At 70.7% G+C, this 21,429-nt stretch carries 13 protein-coding genes and 2 pseudogenes; all 15 read left to right on the top strand.

Going from position 1 to position 21,429, the window contains the following annotated elements:
- Positions 1-166: 166 nt before the first annotated feature.
- The gene (locus BBK14_RS39045) at positions 167-1,000 is read left to right on the top strand and encodes a hypothetical protein (protein WP_071065133.1); all 834 of its coding nucleotides are present in this window, start codon (positions 167-169) and stop codon (positions 998-1,000) included.
- A gap of 33 nt (positions 1,001-1,033) precedes the next feature.
- Positions 1,034-2,674, top strand: a complete 1,641-nt coding sequence (locus BBK14_RS21935; protein WP_071065131.1) for an Hsp70 family protein — start codon at positions 1,034-1,036, stop codon at positions 2,672-2,674.
- Between the two features lie 83 nt (positions 2,675-2,757).
- The gene (locus BBK14_RS21930) at positions 2,758-5,505 is read left to right on the top strand and encodes a SaeA-related protein (protein ID WP_071065130.1); all 2,748 of its coding nucleotides are present in this window, start codon (positions 2,758-2,760) and stop codon (positions 5,503-5,505) included.
- A gap of 4 nt (positions 5,506-5,509) precedes the next feature.
- Positions 5,510-6,688, top strand: coding sequence for a TRAFAC clade GTPase domain-containing protein (locus BBK14_RS21925; RefSeq protein WP_071065129.1), 1,179 nt, complete (start codon positions 5,510-5,512; stop codon positions 6,686-6,688).
- Positions 6,689-6,705: 17 nt separating this feature from the next.
- Positions 6,706-9,369, top strand: coding sequence for a GTPase-associated protein 1-related protein (locus BBK14_RS21920; RefSeq protein WP_071065126.1), 2,664 nt, complete (start codon positions 6,706-6,708; stop codon positions 9,367-9,369).
- Positions 9,370-9,447: 78 nt separating this feature from the next.
- Positions 9,448-10,995: a TRAFAC clade GTPase domain-containing protein gene (locus BBK14_RS21915; protein WP_071065125.1), complete on the top strand. Its 1,548-nt coding sequence runs from the start codon at positions 9,448-9,450 to the stop codon at positions 10,993-10,995.
- Between the two features lie 63 nt (positions 10,996-11,058).
- Positions 11,059-11,691 carry an NADase-type glycan-binding domain-containing protein gene (locus BBK14_RS37250; protein ID WP_131802380.1) on the top strand — a complete coding sequence of 211 codons (633 nt, stop codon included), beginning with the start codon at positions 11,059-11,061 and terminating at the stop codon, positions 11,689-11,691.
- Between the two features lie 94 nt (positions 11,692-11,785).
- Positions 11,786-14,929: a CHAT domain-containing protein gene (locus BBK14_RS21905; RefSeq protein WP_131802378.1), complete on the top strand. Its 3,144-nt coding sequence runs from the start codon at positions 11,786-11,788 to the stop codon at positions 14,927-14,929.
- A gap of 344 nt (positions 14,930-15,273) precedes the next feature.
- Complete coding sequence (locus tag BBK14_RS21900) at positions 15,274-16,932, top strand: carotenoid oxygenase family protein (protein ID WP_071065122.1); 1,659 nt, start codon at positions 15,274-15,276, stop codon at positions 16,930-16,932.
- 382 nt (positions 16,933-17,314) lie between these two features.
- Positions 17,315-17,884 carry a hypothetical protein gene (locus tag BBK14_RS21895; protein ID WP_420849185.1) on the top strand — a complete coding sequence of 190 codons (570 nt, stop codon included), beginning with the start codon at positions 17,315-17,317 and terminating at the stop codon, positions 17,882-17,884.
- 122 nt (positions 17,885-18,006) lie between these two features.
- Positions 18,007-18,844 (top strand): annotated as a pseudogene (locus tag BBK14_RS42335) (PepSY-associated TM helix domain-containing protein); the annotation flags it as partial.
- 38 nt (positions 18,845-18,882) lie between these two features.
- Positions 18,883-19,461: a PepSY domain-containing protein gene (locus BBK14_RS42330; RefSeq protein ID WP_420849184.1), complete on the top strand. Its 579-nt coding sequence runs from the start codon at positions 18,883-18,885 to the stop codon at positions 19,459-19,461.
- Between the two features lie 294 nt (positions 19,462-19,755).
- Positions 19,756-19,998 (top strand): annotated as a pseudogene (locus tag BBK14_RS21885) (SAM-dependent methyltransferase); the annotation flags it as partial.
- Between the two features lie 28 nt (positions 19,999-20,026).
- Positions 20,027-21,052: a recombinase family protein gene (locus BBK14_RS21880; RefSeq protein WP_198541379.1), complete on the top strand. Its 1,026-nt coding sequence runs from the start codon at positions 20,027-20,029 to the stop codon at positions 21,050-21,052.
- A gap of 67 nt (positions 21,053-21,119) precedes the next feature.
- A partial coding sequence (locus tag BBK14_RS21875; RefSeq protein WP_071065117.1) for a DUF4277 domain-containing protein occupies positions 21,120-21,429 on the top strand: 310 nt, incomplete at its 3' end.

Raw genomic sequence — 21,429 nt, 5'->3', positions numbered from 1 at the left:
TCTTGCCTGAGAGAAAGCATCCGCCACACCGGAGCCACACCGGCCCACCTGTGCTCATCGCGGAAGATGAAATCCGCGACGCGTCCGGATCTCAGCGACGGCGCGGGGAGGCGCCACCGCACGGTCGTCCATCGCGACACAGTCGTCTACCGATTGGCCTGCCGACATGCACGAAGATTCCAGCCGACCCCTGCCGACGGGGCCCGACCCGACCGCTGGCGGTCCGGTCGGCAACGACGCGGGCGCCGGCACCCGCACACCACCAACTGACGCCACCAGCTGGTGGAACGGCGACCCCATGGTGCCCGCGGCGCCCGGCGAGGACACCCCGCCGGCCGCCGGCGCCCCGGAGCCGGGCGGGTCGGTCCCATGGGACGCCGGCGAGCCGGACATGCCGACCGCCGCCGTGCTCGTGTCGGTCGTCGAACGCCTGGCCGCCATCGAGGCCACGCTCACCGACTTCCACCGGCGGGCCGATCATCGGGAAGCCGTGATTGACCGGCTCCACGAGGAACGCCTCGAACAGCGCTCCGGTGTCCGTCGCGCGCTGCTGGACCCGATCGTGACCGATCTGATCAGGTTGTACGACGGCCTCTCGGCCGAGTCGGAACGCATGTCCGGCGGTGGCGACTCCCGTACCTCGAACCTGCTCGCCAGCTTCGCCGACGACGTCGAGCTCGCGCTGGAACGGTGTGGTTTCGACCTGGTCCGCCCACAACCCGGAGACCGGTTCCAGTCCGGGGCCCAGCTTGCCGCGTCAGTCGTGCCGACCGACGACCCCGCCCGGCACAACACCGTCGCGGAGGTCACCCAGGTCGGCGTACTGGAGCGGGACACCGGCCGGGTGCGACGCCCCGCGCGTACCCGGGTTTTCCGCAGCCGGCGGCCTGGTTCCGAGGGCAGCGACGCCACCGAGGCATCCCCAGCCACCCCGGCGCCCCCGGCGCCCCCGGCACCCACCGCGCCGACGCCGCCCAGCCCTGCTCAATCCGGTCTCTGACACCAACCCGGTCTCCGACACCTGCGAGGATCCATGGCAACCTACGGTATCGACCTGGGGACGACCTATTCGTGTGTCGCCTACATCGACGACACAGGGCGGCCCGCCGTCACGAAGAACATGGTCGGCGAGGACACCACGCCCTCGGTGGTCTACTTCGAGACTCCTGACAACGTGGTCGTCGGGCGGGACGCGAAGAACTCGGCGAAGCTCGAGCCCGACCTCGTGGTGTCGCTCATCAAGCGGCAGATGGGCCAGGACGTCGAACTCTCCTTCCACGGGAGCACGCACACTCCGGAGAGCATCTCCGCACTGATCCTCAGCGAGCTGGCGCGAGCGGCGACGGAGTTCACCGGCGAACCAGTCCGGGACGTCGTGATAACGGTGCCCGCGTACTTCGGCGTGGCCGAGCGGGAGGCCACCCGGAACGCGGGGCGGATCGCCGGCCTGAACGTCCTGAACGTCGTGCCGGAACCGGTCGCCGCCGCCCTGCACTACGAGGTCGTCRCCCCCGCCGGCGAACGCACGATCCTGGTCTACGACCTGGGCGGTGGAACGTTCGACACGACCGTCATCCGAGTCGCCGGCAACGAGATCAACGTCGTCTGCACCGACGGCGACCACCATCTCGGTGGCGTGGACTGGGACGAGAGGATCGTCCGGTACCTGTTGGAGGGTTTTCTCGCCGAGCACCCCGATTCCGAGGCAGGCGACAACGAGGACTTCCTCCAGGAGCTCACGATCGCCGCCGAGGAGATGAAGAAGGCGCTGAGCAGTACCACGTCGCGCCGGCACAACATGCGTTTCGGCGGCGACACCGCACGGCTCGAGCTGACCCGCGAGGAGTTCGAGCAGATCACCGGCGAGCTGCTCGAACGGACCCTCGACATCACCGAGCGGACCGTCACCACCGCCCGGGAGAAGGGCGTGACGTCGTTCGACGATGTCCTCCTCGTCGGCGGCGCCACCCGGATGCCGGCCGTCGCGGCCCGCCTGAACAAGCGATTCGGCTTCGAGACGAAGCTCCACGACCCCGACCTCGCGGTCGCGAAAGGGGCAGCCCGGTTCGCGCTCATCGAGTCGGTGAAGCTCCAGCTCCCCGAGGACTCGGACGCGGCACCGGGAACACAGGGCGACTCCCGTACGTCCGCCTCGCCGGCGGCCGTGCAGCGGGTCGCCGACCAGCTGGGCATCACGACCGAAGCCGTCCGCCAGCTCGCGGAGAAGAAGGTCCGGACGGTCGTGCCCCGCGCGTTCGGCATCAAGGTCGTGGATAGCGCGGACCCCGCTCTGAAGCGGCTGAAGGTCGAGCACATCCTGCCGCCCAACACGCCGCTGCCCGCCTCGCCCGACACCGAGCGGTTCGGGACGGTCGAGGACAACCAGACCGGGATCGAGATCGAGATCTGGGAACAGGCCGGAGCCACGGTCTCCCCGGAACTCGCCGACAACGCGGCGATCGGCCGGGGTCTCATCAGCGGCCTGCCACCGCTTCCGCGTAACTCCCCGATCGACGTCACCTTCACCATGAACGAGACCGGCGTGCTGCGGGTACACGCGGTGGAACTGAAGACGGGAAAGGACCTGCACATCGAGCTGCAGATTCAGGGCCTCACCGAGGAACAGGTCGAGAAGGCGCGCAATGCCGTGGCACGGTACACGCTCAGCGAATAGCCGCCCGTCCGAGGGTGCGGCGGGCATCTACGCCGCGCCGGCGGGACCGGCGAATGGACTGCACGTCATCGGGGGTCTGAGGAATGGCGTTCGACGTCGAGGCGTACCGGAAGGGCGTCGTTGATCCCGCCCGGAAGCAGGGAGTGCCAAACGACCTCTTCACGCGCTACGCGCTGGACGAGGCCACCGCGGGTGACAAGGAGCTGTTCGAGGCGCGGGTCGAGGAGGTCACGAAGTACTGGCGGACTCTGAAGCTCAAGAAGACCCACGCCGCCGTCGCGGATGCCCTGCTCGCGGCGCACGCGGAGCTGAAGGGCTCCGGCCAGCTCACGCTTGCGGCCTTCCGGGAACGCCGCGAGCGGGCACACAAGGAGGAACAGGAGTACCTGGACCGCCTCGTCACCGCGCTGGCCGCGGCGAACCCGTGTATCAGCGAGACGATGGTGGGCCGCCTGATCTCGGGGACCGCGGGGGCCGCCGGTGCGGGCAGCGGCGGGGGTGCACTCGGCGCGGCGACCGTCCGGGCCGCGCTGAAACGGCACAACCTGCGGGTCATGGACCGGGAGTGGAAGCTCCCGGTCGGCCCGCCGCCGAGTCAGGCGCGCTCGTTGCGCGAACCGCTGGCCGTTCTCGGCCTGCGCCTGTCCGCCGACGTCGTCTTCGGCGCCGAGCGGGTCCGGGCCGGCTTCAGGCTGCGGGACGGCTTCCGGCTGGTGTCCGAGCCGGCCGTCGTCAACGAGCAGGAGGTGACCCGGGCCCGCCAGGCCCGCGCCCGCGCGGCCCAGGACGAGCGCCAGACCGCGGCCGAGAACATCTTCGTGATCATCCTGGGCTCGGTGCGCTCCCCGGCCGGGTACGACACCCTGATCGGCTGGGAGGTCGTCGAGGCGCTGCGCGGCGGGGTCGAGGCGGGTCTACCCGCTCGCGCGATCGCCGACCAGGCGGCCTCCCTGGGCCTGGTCCTGGAGGAGGCCGAGGAGCTGGCGGTCACGCTCGCCGAGGCCTGGCGGGGTGGCGCAGCCGGGTCCGGGAACGCCGTCCAGGAGATCCACGACGCGCTCGCGGCCGGCCGGCTGCGCGCCGCTCGCCAGCTTGCCGCCGCGTTGCCGGACGCCGAGCGGGCCGAGATGTCCGGACAGGTCGAGGCGGCCGAGGCCAGGGTCCGGACGTTGCTGACCGGGGCGGACGAGGCATGGTCGCGTCACCGGCCGGAGGAGACCGCCGCGCTGCTGGCTGAGGCTGCCGAGATCGCGGCCGATCACGACGACATCCAGGCCCGGCTCCGCGCGATCCCGCCGCCGCCACCACCGTCGGTCGAGGCGGGGGCCGACGGGACCCGGGTGAGCGTCCGGTGGGCACCCAGCCCCGCCCGCACCGGCGAAGTCRCCTACCGGCTGGTGCGCGCGACCGGCCGAGCCGCCACCACGCCTGACGCCGGGGAGCCGGTCGCCGAGACACCGGCCAACACCGCGGTCGACGAGACCGCTCCACTGGGCGAACGGGTCTTCTACACGGTCTTCGCCACCCGCACCGAGGGCATCTGGTCGCCGGGTGCGGATGGCGCCGCCGTTCTCCTCACCCCGGAGGTCCAGGACCTCGTGCTGGCGACCGACGCGGAGTCGGTGACCGGCACGTGGCGGGCGCATCCGGGGATCCACGAGGTCAACGTGCGCCGGACCGAACGTGGCATGACCGGTCGCGGGACGAGGCCGACCTCCGTCACGGCCACCGGCTTCACCGACATGCGCCTGCGGTCGGGCACGGCCTACCAGTACCGGATCGAGGCGGTGTACCTCGGAGCGGACGGGGCTCGGCGCGTCTCGGCCGGGCTGGTCGTCACGGCCCGGCCGGAGCGGCCGCCTGAGGCGGTGAGCGACCTCGCCGTCGAGCTTCCCACCGAGACGGCATCGTCCCCGTCCGGGACGTCGACCCGGTCGGACGGGTTGTCGGCGCTCGTTGTCTGGACGCCGCCGACAAGCGGGACGGTGCAGGTGCGGATGGCCTCCGCGGCACCAAGGTGGGCCGCGGGGACCACTGTGTCAGCCGCGGATGTCTCCCGGCACGGCGTCGCGCTGCCCGGCGCACCCGTGACCCGGGCCGACGGACGGGTCGCGCTGCCCGTCCGCCCGCGGCACGGCCGCGCCTTCCTCACCGCGGTCACCTGCGCCGCCGGCGGCTCCGTCGCGGTCGTCGGCGCCACGGTGCCGATCTCGCTGGCGGACGCGGTCCGCGGGCTCACAGCGGCTCGGTTCGGCGATGCCGTCCGGCTGCGCTGGGACTGGCCGGAGGGCGCGAGCCTGGCACGGGTCCAGTGGTACCCGGCCGGCTCCACAGGCGACGGGCCGACCGGTGAGGTGGAGATCCGACCGCGACGCTACATCGACAGTGGCGGGCTGGAGATCCAGGTCGGCTCGGATCCGGTCACCGTAGCGGTCCGGACGGTGACCGGCGAGGAGGAGGACCGTGTGGTCTTTCCGCCGGTCACCGTGCTCGTCCCCGGGCGCGGTGTCGAGGTGACCTACGAGCTCCGGCCGGCGCGGCTGCCCTGGCCGCGGCGGGCCGTCCTCGAGGTGGTGTGTGACCGCACCTGCCGGCTGCCACCGCTGGTCGTCGTCGGCAGGTCGGACGGGATCCTGCCGCTGAGCGCCACCCATGGCACCGCGCTCGCCCGTCTCCCGGCGCGCGACGTCACCGCTCGGAAGCGGGCGCTGATCACACTTCCGGTGCCACGGCGCGGCGCCTGGGGGCTCGCCTGCTTCGTCGACCCCACCGCGCCACCCGAGGACGCGAATGCCCAGGTGACGTTGGTCCGCGCCCGACGGAGGAGGTGACCCGATGAGCAGAAAGCTGGTCTGTCCGTACTGCTACCAGCAGTTCGGGGAACGGGAGATCTGGTTCCGGTGCTCCGGGCGTCCAGGCCCCACCGGAAAGTCCTGCTCCAGTCAGCGGGATGAACGCCTGGCGAAACGGATGGGATTCACCGGCCAGCTTCCGCCGGCGTTCTCGGCGGACGGCCGGAAGCTGTCCACCGTCCATTCGGACTGTCGAGCCGAGACGAACTACCGGTTGTGCCCGGAGTGCCACAGTCAACTTCCGGTGCACTTCGGAAAGATCGAGAATCGGCTCATCGCGCTGGTCGGTGCGAAGGAGAGCGGCAAGACCGTTTTCATGACCGTTCTGCTGCACGAGCTGATGCACTCGGTCGGAATCCGGTTCGACGCGTCGGTGCTGGGCGCGGATGACGAGACCCGGGACAGCTTCCGCAAGCGGTACGAGGCCCCGCTCTACGACAACCACCAGCTGGCCGCCCCCACACAGCGCTCGACGACACCGATGTCACGCCGGCCGCTGGTGTTCACCTTCACAGCGCGCGGACGCGGCCTGGGCCGCCCGCGTCAGGAGCGGACCGTGCTGTCCTTCTTCGACACCGCCGGCGAGGATCTGAACTCGGCGGACAGCGTCGAACAGAACGTGCGCTACCTCGCCAGCGCCGCCGGCATCATCCTGCTGCTCGACCCACTGACGATGCGCGGTGCCCGGGGGCAGGCGGACCCGGACGCCCCACGCCCGCACGAGCAGGGCCTGGACAGCCCGGTGAGCGTCCTGGGCCGCATCACCGAACTGCTGCAGCGGGCATTGGGGACGAAGCCCTCCCAGCTGATCGGCACCCCGATCGCCGTGGCGTTCTCGAAGATGGACGCGCTCACGCGCGGTCTGCCCGAGGAGAGCCCGCTGCGGCGGTCGCAGCCGGTCGGCTCGCGCTTCGACGCGGCGGACAGCAGGGACGTCCACGACCACGTGCGCGCGCTGCTCGACGAGTGGGAGGGGTCGTCCATCGACCAGACCCTGCGCCACAACTACTCGCGCTACCGGTATTTCGGGCTGTCGGCGCTGGGGGCCGCCCCCACCGCCGACCGGCGGGTGGCGACCGGGGTGGTCCAGCCCTACCGGGTGGCCGACCCGTTCCTCTGGCTGCTGAGCGAATTCGGCGCCATTCCCAGAACAAAAGGCTGACGGCGGAAGAGGCCGAGATGGTGTTGAAGCAGCTGTACTACACGTCGTGCGAGGTCGGCCTTTCGGGATACCCCGGATTCCAGTTCAATGCGGCGAGCCGCGGGGTCGCTCCGGAGGTGATGCGGCGGGTCGAGTCCTTCACCGCCTACGACCCGCCGGGCTCGCTGCCCTACAACGCGGATGCCGCGGCGCTCGCGGCCTGCCCGGTGAATCTCTGCTTCGACCCGGCGGAGGACACCGGCGTGCTGGCGAACGTCGTCTTCGTGGGCACGGACTACTCGAACCGGTTCGGGAACTACTTCGCGCACGCGTTGGTCAGCGAGGACGTCGCCACCGATCTCGGGGAGGCGTTGCCCATCGAGCTGTGGGGCGCCCCGATCTGGACGGCCAGCCCGAGGACCGACGGCGCCGAACTGCCGGAGCTGGCCGGGCCGCCGCCACGGGGAAGGCTCGACCGCCGGCACGTCGCCGCCTTCCTGCGTGCGCATCCCGGCCGCGCCGCACTGCCCGCCCTGGTGTCCGCGGCGGCCAGGGTGATCACCGGCGAACGGCGAACGATCGTGCTGATCGAGCGGGACAGCGGGGCCGCCGCGAACTGGATCGGCGCCGTCTCCTACCTGCTGCCGCCGGCGCTGGCCCGCCGGATGTCCTTCGCCACCTACCACCACCGGCCCGCCTACAGCGACCTGCACCTGGTCGCGACGGTGCCCGACGCCGACGTCGACCGCGGTGACGGCGCGTTCGCGAGCTTCCTCCAGTTCGACATGCCGGCCAACCGGAGCAGCCAGGTGCCGGTCGAGCCGTGGGCCGCCCTGCTGGCCGAGACCGGCGTGGAGAACGCGGCCGAGCTGTGGGCCGCCGCGGCCGAGCTCGGCGGCGGCCTGCCCGGCCGCTCGGGAGAGTGGCATCCGCTGCTGGCCGCGGCGCTGTTCCGGCACGGTCACCATGCCTCCGGCGCCGGGCCGGCGGTGACGGCCGCCGCCGCGACCGCCGCGCGCTGGCTGGGCCGCCAGGCACCCTCGCTGGACGCGCGAACTATCGAACTGATCGGCGTCGGGGCTCTGGGGGTCCTCGCCGGGAGCCGGCCGCCCGGCACCGGCGCCGCACTCACCGCCCTCGCGGCGGCCGCGGCGGAGGCCGGCGCCCCGCCGCTGGCCACCGAGATCGAGAAGCTCGCGGTGGACATCGAGGTGGACGGGCTGCTGGCGCACGAGCCCGTCAAGGGTGCCGGTGCCGCCGACGCGGTGCCGCTCAGGTCGCCTGCCGGTCGCGCCCACGCCACCGACCGCTGCACGCGGGCCCTGCGCAGATGCACCGCCGAGGTGGCGGTCGATCTGCTCCTCCTGGCTGCCCGGGAGCGGCTCGACCTGGACAGCGCCCTGCTACGGACGGCCGGAGAACGCGTCGTCGGCCCCCGGCTGCTGGCCGAGCCGACCGAGGCGACGGCACGGCTGGCACGCGGCTGGCCCCAGCTGCGGGCGGGGGTGGTGCATCACCTCGCCGCGGTCGCGGCCCGCGAGCCGGACCGTCTCGTCGAGGCGCTCACGCACGGCCTCGGTGAGGCGCTGGACGACGACGACACGCGCGCTGCCCCGGCTCTGCACGAAGCCCGGCTGATCGCCGCGTCCCGCCGCGACCCGCGGCTGCGGATCGACATGCTGGCGGAGATCGCGGTGCTGCGGGCAAGCGGTCCGGAATCGACGGGCACACCGGCCGTGGACGCGGACCTGTTGCGGCGCATCTGGCCGCACGGAAGCTGGACACCGGGCGAGGCACTGCACGCGCTTGAGGTGCTCGACGAAGCCAGCCTGAATGCTCCCGCCACCGTGGCCTGGCTGAACGCCGTCCTCACCCGCGAGTGGCCGGCGACGGCCGCAGCGGACGGCGACCATCTCGAGGACCTCGAAGCCCTCTGCCGCGCGCTCGAGGGAAGGTCAGCCGCGTCCCGACTCAGTGACCCCGCACGCGCGACGATCACCCGGATGACCACGGTCGGACGCAGACTGGCCGCCGCCACCGGCCCCGGCCGCCAGGCCGCCGTCCTGACCGCCGGGCTCGACCGGATGCCCGAGACGCAGCGGGCACACCACCTCGGCAAACTGACCGACCTGCTGAACAAGGCACCGGCCGGGGACCTCCCCGAGATCTTCGCGTCGTGCCCCACGGAGGCCGTGGAGCACTACCTGCTCGACGTCGACACCTATCTCAGGGCCGACCGTGCCCAGGCGGACATCGCCGGCCGTCTCTTCTACGCGGTGGTCATCCTGCGGCGCAATCCGTCCCGCAAGGTCCGCGTCGTCGCCACGGTCATCGAGGACCGCCTGCTGGACAGGCTGATCACATGGCACTGGCAGGACCTGCGCGCCCTGCATGTCTGGATCAGGAAGCTCGATCCCGCGGTGGCCACGGACTTCGCCAACTGGCGGGACCTCAACGCCGCCGGATGGCTGCGCCGGACCCTGACGCGACGTCGGCTGGAGAAGGAGGCCGACGCGCCACGGAGGGCGGCGGAGAAGAAGGCCCGGGCCGAGCGGAAGGCCGCGGCGAAGAAGAAGGCCRCCGCCGCGCAGAAGGCCGCCGACAAGAAACGCTCGGGAAGCGGAGGGAAGAGCGGTAAGAACGGGAGATCTGGGACAGAAGCCCAAGGGAAGGCTGCGGCGAAAAAACGGAACCCTCGTTAGCCGACCGTCACTGTTCTCCAGTTCTGCGATTCKGGGACGCATCCATGAACCACAGCTCGCGGGCGGGGAGGTGAGGCGATGATGGGCTCACTGATCCTGCTGATCATCGCAATCTGGCTGGCCTTCTTTTTCTTCACCGTGCCCGGGCCGTTCATCGCCGGCGCCGCGGCCCTGTACGTCGCCGGGGCACTGGTCGTCGCCTATTTCCAGGAATTCGGCCGGGCGATGGGGCTGGGACCGAACCCCGCCGCCGCCACGCCGGAACAACCGCCGCCGCGGCGCACCGAGGACGGGAAGGAACCGGCCTACCGGCAGTACCTGTTCGGACAGGCCCGTCACGATCTACGGCACGCGCACGGTCTCGTCTGGCCGCGGCTGGCCGCGCTCGGCCGGAATCACCGGCGGTGGGTGAAGAACACCTTCTTCGGCTACGGGGCGATGGACTGGCACTGGCCGGTGGGCGTCGTCCTGATGGTCGGCCTGTTCGCCGGGACGATCCTGGGCCTCGCCGTCATCTCGCTGGTGGCGACGGCCCAGGGCGTGGTGCTGCTGGCCGTCTTTCTGCTGGCGTTCCTCGGGATCTACCTGCTGCGCGGCATCGACACCGTCCTGCTGTGGATCCGCGGGGTGCGCATCACCTGCCCGTCCTGCTACCGGCGCGGCTTCTACCCGTCCTACGAGTGCCGGAACTGCACCGTCCGCCACCATGACGTGCGGCCGGGCAGGTACGGCGTCGTCCGGCGCGTCTGCGCGTGCGGGGAGCGCCTGCCCACCCTGCTGCTGCTGGGCAGCCACCGGATGAACGCCTTCTGCGCGCACTGCGAGGCTCCGCTGGCCGAGAGCGTGGGCACCGCCGCGGAGGTGGTGCTCCCGGTGTTCGGCGCGGCCGGCGCCGGCAAGACCCGGCTGATGATCGTCATCATGATGGCGGTCGAGGCGATCGCCGGACGCAGCGGCGCCACTCTCACCCTGGCCGACGAGGACACCCGGAAATGGGACGCCCAGGCCCGCCGCGAGCTCATCAGGTCGGACAAGGTCGCGAAGACCGGAATCCGGCTTCCCCGCGCCTACTCGCTTTACGTCGAGCCGCGGCGGGGCGGCCGGCGACTCATCCACGTCTTCGACCCGGCCGGCGAGTACTTCAACGAATCCGAACGCCTGCAGGAGCTGCAGTTCCTCACCCTCGCGCGCACCTTCCTGTTCGTCGTCGACCCCCTGTCGGTAGACGCGCTGTGGGCCCGGCTCGACCGCGCCGACCAGAACCGGTACAGCGGCGTCCGGGCCAGGCGCGAACCCGAGTTCGTCTTCGCGCAGACGGTCCAGAACCTCGAGGCGATGGGCGTGCGGACGAAGAAGGCCCGGCTGGTCGTGGTCGTGAGCAAACGCGACCTCGTCAGTCGGATCCTGATCGAGGACGGCGTGGAGGACGGCGAGGAGGCCCTCGTGCGCTGGCTCGACGAGAACCTGCACCAGGGAAACATGCTGCGGTCCATGCGGCACGCGTTCGGCGAGGTTCAGTTCTTTCTCACCACCTCCATCATTTCTGACGACAGCCGGGTCGACGACAGCATCGAGAAACTGACGTCCTGGACGCTCGCGCGACAGGGCCTGCGGCTTTCGGGGTGATATCTCGATGAACACGAGAATGGCAACACCGGACGTCCCCGCGGAGCGGGGGCGGTGAGCTCCGTGGAGATACAGCCGTACCGCCGCTGGCGGCAGGCCCTGTTCTGGATATCCATGCCCCTGGGCGGGCTGGCGATCCTCGTGATCGTGGGTCTCGGCGCGACGGTCGTGGCCGCGAACCGCCCGAGCGACAACCACAGCCGGTCGAGCTACTCGGGCCCCACCGGCACCTACACGGACATCACCACCCGGGCGTCGGTCTCGGCCAGCCGAACCGCTCCCCCGGCCCTGGACGGCGCGGGCGCGACGATCAGCTACGACGCGACGAACATGGTCGACGGGACCCCGTCGACCGCCTGGCGCGCGCCGGGCGACGCCACGGATGTCGCCATCGTGTTCACGCTGCCCGAACCGGTGCGGCTCGCCGCCGTCGGCCTCGTTCCCGGCTACGCCAAGCAGGACCCCGCCACCGGCGTCGACCGCTTCACCCAGAACAGGCGTATCTCCCGGGCGCGATGGGTCTTCGAGGACGGGACCTCCGTCGAGCAGGTATTCCAGGACACCGCAAGAATGCAGAGAACGTCGGTGGACGTGGTGACGGGACGCATCCTCCTTCAGGTCCTCGCGACCGTCCCCGGCAGCCCCGACTTCGACTTCACAGCCGTGTCGGACACCCAGATCGTCGCGTCATCCTGAACAGCGCAGAGAATTGACCAGCTGTGACACCGCAAAGGGTAACTGCAGTGCGTGGTAAGCGGGATTCGGGAGKGCGGGGCTGATGGCCGGGCAGATGACGGTGATTCGGACCGCGGCTGTGCCCTGCGCGGAGGTCGACGAGGCGGTCGCCGAGGACGAACGGGCGCTCGGAGCCGCGACCGACCTCGTGGCGAGGATCGCGGCGGCCCAGAACCTCACCATCTCCCTGCAGTCGCGCTTCCACTGCCATCGGGATCTCGCGGACCTCGACCGGGCCATCGAAGTGATCAACGAAATCGGCCGGGATGTCGACACGGCTCATCCCGGCCGGCTCATGCTCGACGCCCAGATGATGTCCTGTCTGATCACATCCACCCGGCTGGAGGATGCCAGGCGGGCGCGAGAGCTCGGAGCGCGGCTGTACCGTCTGGCGGGCCAGCTGGGCGAGATAAGGGCGGGTGTCGCCGTCATGCTGGGCATGGCCGCCATGGTCTGCTTCCGGCACACGTCCTCCGTCGAGGACGCCGAGGAGTTCGTCGTCCTCCTCGAGGAGGCGGTCGGCGGCGTTCCGGCCAGCTCGCCGTCCAAGCTGATCGTCCAGGGCGCACTGATCGCCGCGCTGTCCGTGCGGTACCGGCTCAGCCCGAACCGCGAACGGGATCTGGACCGTGCAGTCGAGATCTTCGACGAGCTCGACCCGGCAGCGAGCGGCGGAGACAAAGAGGGAGTCGTCCGCTTCGCCTGCGGCGCGCTGGTCGACGGCCTCGTCGACCGGCACGAACGGCACCACGACCCGGCCGACCTGCGGACCGCGCGGCGAATCCAGGACTACATGCCGGTCGGTGAGGCGAGTGGTGGCCTGACGGAGAGCCCCGCGGCGTGGCATCCGCAGGCCTTCCGGCACTACTCCTCGTTTCGGCAGACGCAGGACCCCCAGTTCCTCGATCAGGCTATCGAGGAGCAGGACCGCGCGATGAGCGACCCGAGCCGGTCCGGCAAGCAACGCGCGAGTTACGCCTACATGCTCGCGATCTGCTGTTTCACGCGTTTTCTCCTCTACCGGGGCCGCCGGTTCGGGGATCTGAACCGGGCCATCGACCTCGTCCGCGAGGCACGCCAGGACTGGCGCGACTTCACCCTCGTCCACAGTTCCGCGCAGCTGCTCGCCCGCTTCCTCATCCAGCGCCACATGAGCCTCGGACGCCCGGCCGATCTCCGCGAGGCCCGCGTCGTGCTGGAGTCGGCGCTGCGGACCGGAGAGGTGGAGAACCGGACGAAGTCCTCGATCCTGATGCTGCTGGCCTACTGCGAGGCGGTCCGGGCCGAGCGCGACGGCGACGACGAGGCCGCGGACCGGTCGATGGACCGCTTCGAGGAGCTCACCCGCCTGATGCCGGAAGGGTCGATGGAGGCGATGGCGGTGCAGACGACACTCGCCAACGCGTTGCAGGCCAAGGCGTCCACGAGCCAGCTTCCCGAGGACGCCACCCGGGCGTACCGGGCGTCGCGCGCGGTGTGCTCGCACGCGGGCGCGAGTCCCCTGGCGACGGTGCCGTGCGCCGAGGGCTGGGGCCATCTCGGCTGGCGGCGGCAGGACTACGCGGAGGTGGCGGAGGCGTACGGGCACGCGGTCACGGGCCTGCAGGCCATCTCCGTTCTTTACCCGCGGCGCGAGGACAAGCAGGACTGGCTGGGCCGCGCCGGGTCGATGGCCGCGCGCGCGGCGTTCGCGCTGGCCCGCCTCAACCGGGCCGAGGAGGCGGTCGAGGTGCTCGAGGCGGGACGGGCCGTCCTGCTTTCGGAGGCCCTGGACCGCCAGCGGGTGGACCTGGACCGGCTGGGCGCGGTCGGTCACGGCGAGCTGCGGGAGCGGTACGAGCGCGCCGCGGCCCGCGGCGCCGAGGCCGAGCGCAGCTTCGAGCCCGACTTCGACATGGAGTACGTCCCGGTGTTCGATCCCACCCTGCGGGATCCCGAGGCGCCACTGCGCGAGCTGGCCACCGAGCTCGGTGACGCCCGCGAGGAGCTGCGGCGGGTGGTGGGCGAGATCAGGTCCGTGCCGGGCTACGAGTCCTTCCTCCTCCCTCCCTCGTTCGCCGACGTCCAGAGGGTCACGCGGGCCGACCGGGTCCCGTTGGTCTACCTGGCGGCCACGCCACGGGGCGGCCTCGCCCTCGTCGTCACCGCGTCGAAGGTGACCCCCGTGGAAGTGGTGTGGCTGCCCGAGCTGACCCTGGCCAACCAGCGCAGGTGGGTAGGGCGGTGCGTCCAGGCCGCCGAGGAGGACGACCTCGACGCTTACGAGGAGGCGTCCCGATGGCTCGGCCGGGCGGTGATGGACCCGGTGCTCAGGCTGCTCGCGCCGTACCGGCGGGCCGTGCTCATGCCCGGCGGCCTGCTGGGCTCCGCGCCGCTGCACGCGGCGAGGCTGGCGGAGACCGTCGGCGGCGCGGGCACCTACGCGCTCGACCGGCTCACCCTCGTCTACGCGCCCAGTGTCCGCGCGCTCGCCGCCACCCGGATCGCGCCGGGCCCGGCCCGCTCGGGTGATCTGCTGCTCGCCGTGGCGGACCCGGCCTCCTCGGGTGCCGACCCGCTGCCGGGTGCCCAGGTCGAGACCGACATCGTCGCGGCCCATTTCGGCCCCGAGGCCCAGGTCCTGCGCGCCGGACAGGCAACCCGGGCGAGAGTGCTCGCGGCGATGTCCGGATCCGACGTGCTGCACTTCKCCTGCCACGGGGTGGCCGAGCCGATGGATCCGCTCAGCAACCGGCTTCTGCTCGTCGGCGACCAGTCGATGACGTTGCGGGACATCGGCGGGCTCGACCGGATGAGCCCCCGGCTGACCGTGCTGTCGGCCTGCCAGACGGCCGTCATCGGTGACGACCTGCCGGACGAGTTCGTCAGCCTCGCCACCGGCCTGCTGCAGGCCGGATCGCCGGGCGTGGTGGCCACGCAGTGGTCGGTGGACGACGTCGCCAGCGCCGCCCTGATGGCCCGCTTCTACCAGCTCTGGCGGGATGACGGAGTGGAAACGGCGGAGGCCCTGCGGCGGGCGCAGCTCTGGGTGCGCCGGACGACGAACGGCGAGAAGGTCCGCGAGTTCCCGGATCTCCTCCGCATACCCGACTACGGTCCGCCGACCGACGCCTCGCCGGCCGTTCGCCATGCCTGGGAGACCCGACGGGCCCACGAGCATCCCGTCTACTGGGCCGCGTTCACCTTTCTCGGCAGATAGGTCATCCCACGGCGAACCGCACCGCGGTCACGGACACGGTCACGGACACGGACACGGACACGCCAATAGATCCATCAGTTGAAATTATTCAACCCGCATCGCCCCGGAAATTCCACTAGCATTTCATTGTAAGCACCGCGTATGGCGGCGGTCCCAGTTTCTCCATCTCGGGCAAACAGGCCTGACCATGGCAGCCCTCGCTCCCGCCAAAACGCGGCCCGGTTCCCGCATGTCAGTACCTTTCCGAGATCCGCGCCTCGCTCCTGGCAAATCCTCACCGGGCACCGCCGGTCGCGACCGAGTTCTGAATTCAGCTCGCCGAGCCGAACTCCGAAGGAAACGACATGAGTCACGCACTTCACCATGCCCTTGAGCCGAGTGCCGAATACAATGTCGACCTGACGGTGACTGCCGGGCGCTGGCCCGACGGGCTGACCGGGAACGTCTTCGTCATCGGGCCGTCGCAGCCGACCGCCGTCGACTTCATGTTCGCCGGGCCGGGCCTGCTCACCCATGTGGACCTCGAGACCAGGCACTGGCGGACGAAGCGGGTCGTCACGCCCGACCTGGCTCTTCTCGGCGGCCTCAGCCGGGCGTTGCCACCGGCCGAGCTGGCGGGACTGACCGCCGGCGGACGGCCGTCCCTGACGAACGTGTCGCCGCACTTCTTCGGCGACCGGCTACTGCTCACCGGGCTGAGCCAGCGGCCGGTCGAGTTCGACCCGGCGACGTTGGAGTTCAAGACGTTTCTCGGCGGGGTCAGCGAATACCCCGAGGTCGTCGCGCATCCCCTGTTCCCCGGTGTGCGGACGGCGGCGCACCCGGTCGAGGACCTCGACGACAGTTGCATGTGGTGGTGCAACACGAACCTCCGTCCCCGGGGTTTGTCCACCTCCGACATGGAGGGACCCATGTGGGTGGTGCGCTGGGACGGGCACGGCGACGTCGAGACGTGGCACGTGCCCGGCGCGCACCTGACCCAGGGCGTGCACGAGATGACAGTGACCCAGGACTACGTGATCTTCACGGAGATCGGGTTCCAGCCCGAGCCCGGCACCGTCGCCGGACGTGGCCGCACCAAACCGCATCTGCCCTTCACCGACATCTATCTGGTGGCCAAGCGCRACCTCACCGTCGCCCGGCGGGGCCGCAGCGTGCCGGTGACCCACGCCCGCGTCCCACGCGAGTCGTTCCACCACTTCGCCGACTACCGCCAGGACGGCGACGACGTCACAATGTACCTCGCTCATTCGAACGGCTGGGATCTCAACTACGCGCTCACCGATGCCGACAGCGTCTGGGGAACCGGATCCGGCCTCGCCAAGGGCCTGCACGGCTTCGTCTCCGCCCCGGTGGACGCTTCACCGGTCGGCCGCTACGTGATCGACGGCCGAACCGGTGAGGTCAGGGACAGCCGTGTCTTCCTGGACGCGGAACGCCACTGGGCCACGCTTCTCTATGGCCGTGACATGCGGCGGCCGGGGCTCGAGCGCGGCCGCTACCTGTGGCAGTCGTACTGGGGATGCGACACCGAGATGCTGGCGACCCGGATCGTCGAGATGTACCGGGATCACCCCTATCGCGTTGTCCCGGTGGACCAGTTGCCGTCACGGGAGATCCCGTCGTCCCTGGTGTGCATTGACCTGGAGACGATGACCGAACAGTCGGCCTGGTCATTCCCCGCCGGCACCACCAGCGAGTCACCCGTGTTCGTTCCCGACCCCGCGGGCGGCCCCGGCTGGGCGGTCATCTTTGTTCACTACTCCGACCGGACCGAACTTCAGGTGTTCGACGCCCTGTCTCTCGGCGCGGGGCCCGTCGCCGTCGCCACCGCCGAGGGCCTCAAACTGTCCGTCCAGTTCCACTCCGCGTATCTGCCCAGCATCCGTCTACGTGACACGGGCTACGAACGTTCGTTCGCGGCCGACCTCGGCGACGGCTGGCGGGATTTCTCGCCGTCCGCCCGCGGTGTGATCAGTAAGGTGCTCGAGCAGTACGGCTGAGCGGAGGTTCGGTCTCGATCCCGCCGAGCTGCCCGCCCACCTTGCCGAACGTGGCCTGACGCTGGTCTCGGATCGGTCCGCGGGATCAGTCCGCGCGCGATGCCGCCGCACATTATCTCGAACCATTCGGTCGGCACGAGCCGGCAGCCGCCTTCTATCGCATCGCGGCGGCACGGGTAGTCGGCCACCAGGCCTGACCAGGCTGCGCCTGGCGCGCGTCTTTACGAGGGCGGCAGGCGATCGCCACGGCCGCGTCATGCGCCGCCCGCATTGTGCGGGCAATCAGCTGGGTCACGTTTCCTTTTGTGGCTAAGATACTGATCTTGTGAGCTGGGCGGCGACACCGGTCGGGCGGGGTGTGCGTGCCTCGACGGTGGCCGGGTTGGCGGTCGCTCTCGCCGTTCTCGCGCACGTGGCGGCCTGCGGTGAGCTGCCGAGCTCGCCCGTGACCGCCTGCGGTGGTGCCCTCGCGGCCCGCGTGTGCTGGGGCAACGCCGCCCGGCGGATGTCGCCGCGGCGTATCGCGGGTCTGGTGGCCGGCGTCCAGGCCGGCCTGCATCTGGCATTCGCCATGACCGTGCCGCCGGAGCCCGGGGTGAACACCCATCACGGCTTCTCGACCGGGACTGCGGGCACGGCTCACAGCGCCACGGGAATCGACCTCCTGCCCGGCGGGCCCAGGATGGCGCTGGCGCACGTCGGCGCCGCGCTGCTGCTGGCATGGTGGCTCTCCGCCGGAGAACGACTGCTGTGGCGGGCCGCGCGTGGGGTCGCGGTGGTGGCGCGCCGGGCGGTCGGCCACCTGCGCCGCCGGCGACGTCCGGCTGTGGCCTGCCCGCTGCCCGCCCGCACGGAGCCGCGGCGGCGGCCTCCGGCGCGCCGGGCCCCGCAGCTGGCCCAGCTTGTTCATCTGGTCGTTCGCAGAGGTCCACCGAACCTGCTTCCGGCCTGATCAGCACCGCCAGAGCCGTCCGTCGCACACAGGCCGGACGGCCTGTTCGCGATGCCCGGATCCGGCCTGTCGCCACCCGTCCGCATCTGACGCGGCACGGGATCCGACCGCGGCCACTGCCCGTGTGCGACGCCGCGGCGGTGCCGCATGTCCTCGACAAGCCTGTTCGGAGAACCCCTGTGACCACGATCGACCAGGCGGGGCTGCCCCCCGACGACCAGACCACCCCTCCCACCGACCCGACCACGCACGCTGCCGACCCCGCCGCGACGCCGGGCGTCCCGGAACCACGGCAACCTGATGCTCCCGACGCGTCCGTACCCGACCCGTCGTCCCCTGGCACGTCGTCCACCGACACGTCGAGTTACCCGCCCGTGTCGACGTCCGGTGGAGGGCGGCGGCTGCTGCTGCGGCTGCACTTCTACGCCGGGGTGCTGGTCGCGCCGTTCCTGGTGGTCGCCGCGCTCGACGCCCATCCCGAAGGCACCTTCAGCTCGGTGCTCACCGGAGACGCGCCCGACCGGACCACCCGGGTGGTCCTGAACATCCCCGACCTGGGCGACAGGCAGCGCACCGTCTACGTCGACCCGTACACGAGCCGGGTCCAGGGCGAGCTGACCACCTGGTGGGGCAGCACGCCGCTCACCACCTGGCTGGACGACCTGCACCGCAACCTGCATCTCGGCGCGTTCGGCCGGCATTACTCGGAGGTCGCGGCGAGCTGGCTGTGGATCATCGCCCTCGGTGGCCTGGCATGGGAGCCTCGGCGTCTGGCTGCTCATCGGCCTGCTGTTCCTGTCCGCAACCGGTCTGACCTGGTCTCGCTACGCCGGGGCGCACTTCTCCTCCGCCCTGGACGCCGCCGACAGCCACACCCCCGATCTCGACACCGCCCTGCCCCAGGCTGCCCCGCGGGCGGCAACGGTGGGATCGGTGGAGAACACGAGGGCCACACCATCGCCGGTGCCACCGAGACCAGTTCCTCGGACGCGGCAGGTGTGGACAAGGTGGACCGGATCATCGCCGCCGCGCGCGGGGCGGGCCTCGACGGACCCGTTGAGATCACACCACCGGCCGAGGCCGGCACGGCGTGGACTGTGGCCCAGACCGACCGGCGCTGGCCGGTACGACTCGACCAGGTGGCGGTCGACCCGGCTGACGCCAGGGCGGTCAACGAGGTGCGCTGGGAGAGCTGGCCGCTGCTCGCGCAACTCAGCAAGGTCGGCATCGCCGCGCACATGGGCGAGCTGTTCGGGGTGGCCAACCAGATCCTGCTGGCCAGCCTCGCGGGCGGCCTGGTCTGCGTGATCGTCTGGGGCTACCGGATGTGGTGGCAGCGCCGTCCCACCCGAGCGGGCCATGCCGGCATCGTCGGCCCGGCCCCCGCCCGGGGTGCCTGGCGGCGGGTACCCAGGCCCGCCCTGGTCGCCCCGGTCCTGGCCACCGCCGCGGTCGGCTGGGCGCTGCCCGTGCTCGGAGTGACTCTCCTGGCCTTCCTCGCCCTCGACGCGACCGCCGGGCTGGTTCGCGGCCGGCGCCGCCAACGGACGGACGGGAGCCCCACCCAACCGGCGTGACAGGCATCAGACCCACGTGACGTCCACCCGCTGTGCCGGAAAGCCGGGCAGCGGGTGGACCTGCGCGGACCGACGGCGGAGTGACGGCGGAGTGACAGTGGTCGGGAACATCTGGCTTCGACTTACCGTCCCCCCGAAAATCTATAGATCAGCAACAGGCATGGCCTTTCGATCCCACGGGCCCATCTTTGAGATGATCCGGGAACCGGAACATCCGATCCTTGATCATGACGGTGGCACGGGAGATCAGGCGTGACGAACAACACTCCCGGTAAGGGGCGCTGGCGGAAGTTGATGGACGAGATCCCGACCGTTGATCTTCGGACCGACCTTCCGCATTCCGCCCGCATGTACGACTACTACCTCGGTGGGAAAGACAATTTCCCCGCCGACCGGGCCGCCGCGGACCAGGCTCTCCATGCCTTCCCCGGGCTACAGGTGACCGCGCGCCAGAACCGGGCGTTCCTCATCCGGGCCACCCGCCACCTTGCCGGTGAGCTCGGAATACGCCAGTTCCTGGACATCGGCACGAGCATCTTTTCCGAATTATACTTATCGTATGGTGATGACGAAGGATGGCGATACGCGCCGTCCGCTCCCTGCCCCGGTCGCCTATCCGAGTTTTAACGCTGGCGGTGCGCTGTCGCTGACGACGTTCACCGGTCGCCGTTGGGGTCTGTACCTGCGGATCTCCGACGATGACAAGAAGGATGAGAAGGGCATCGCCCGTCAGGAAGCCGACGAGCGTGGTTGGGTGGAGTCGGTTGACGGGATCGCGGGGAAGGTCTACGCCGAGAACGACACATCGGCTTACAAGAAGAAGAAGATCCGTCTGCCTGACGGAACGCTTGTGTGGCGGGTAGTCCGCCCGCTGTGGGAAGAGATGCTGGCGGATCTGCGGTCCGGGGTCATTCAGGGTGTTGTGGTCGCCGACCTGGACAGGTTGGCGCGTGACCCGCGTGACCTGGAAGACGCCATCGAGATCGTGGAGCACTACCGCCGCCCGGTGGTTGGTCTGACGGGCGGTTTCGATCTTCTGACGGACAATGGGCGGTTCACCGCCCGTATCCTGGTTGCCTGTGCGAACAAGGCGTCGGCGGACACGGCGCGGCGCGTGCGCCGTAAGCACCTGGAGTTGCASGCCGAGGGCACGACAGGGTCGGGACCGCGCCCGTTCGGGTGGGCCGATGACCACGCCGCCTTGCACCCGGTAGAAGCCCCGATCGTCCGGCAGATGTGCCGTGACGTGCGGGAAGGCATCCCGGTGGACGCGATCGTGAGGGGCCTCAACGCGCGGGGGGTCACCGGCAGCCGGGGGAAGCCGTGGCGGGTCGCCACCCTCAAGCCGTATCTGCGTAACCCGCGCCTGTGTGGCTGGCGTGGCCGTAACGTCGCCGAGTTCAACCCCGAGACCGGGGAGACGTGCCGGCACGTGGAGATCGTCCGTGACCCGGCCGGTCAGCCGGTGGCCGGACAGTGGGAGCCGATCATCACGCCGGAGCAGTGGGAAGAAGTCGTCGCGAAGATCGGAACCCGGAAGCAGCCCGGCAACCTGTACTCCGCACGTTCGTGCGGTGTCCTGAACGTGTGACTCTTTGATCTTGTGGTGTGTTGATCGCCCTGGTGTGTAGGGCTTCCGGTCTGGGACGGTTCGTCGTGTGCTGGCTGCCGCGGATCTGCTCTACGGGCCCCCGAGCGTGGAGAAGTTCCTGGGCCCGCTGCCGGTGGTCTGTGACCTGCTGGCACGCCTCGACCTGGTCGGCATCATCGACCGGCTCTGCCCGATCCAGGAGAAGAAGGCCCGCTACACCCACGGCCAGGTCATAGCCGCGCTGGTCGCCAACCGGCTGTCCTCCCCGACGCCGCTGGTCCGGGTCCAGCGCTGGGCCGAGAAGTGGGCGGTCGCGGAGATCTTCGGGATCGAGCCGGACGCGCTCAACGACGACCGGTGCGGCCGGGCCCTGGAGG

Origin of the sequence: Parafrankia soli (assembly GCF_001854695.1) — a bacterium.
In the GTDB taxonomy this organism is placed as follows: domain Bacteria; phylum Actinomycetota; class Actinomycetes; order Frankiales; family Frankiaceae; genus Parafrankia; species Parafrankia soli.
The sequence above is the reverse complement of the archived record's forward strand: the minus strand, read 5'-3'. Positions and strand labels throughout refer to the sequence as shown.

What these genes read in the sequence shown, in the direction of transcription:
- BBK14_RS39045 (WP_071065133.1), top strand. Translation starts at nt 167, where the DNA reads ATGCACGAAGATTCCAGCCGACCCCTGCCGACGGGGCCCGACCCGACC.
- BBK14_RS21925 (WP_071065129.1), top strand. Translation starts at nt 5,510, where the DNA reads ATGAGCAGAAAGCTGGTCTGTCCGTACTGCTACCAGCAGTTCGGGGAA.
- BBK14_RS21915 (WP_071065125.1), top strand. Translation starts at nt 9,448, where the DNA reads ATGATGGGCTCACTGATCCTGCTGATCATCGCAATCTGGCTGGCCTTC.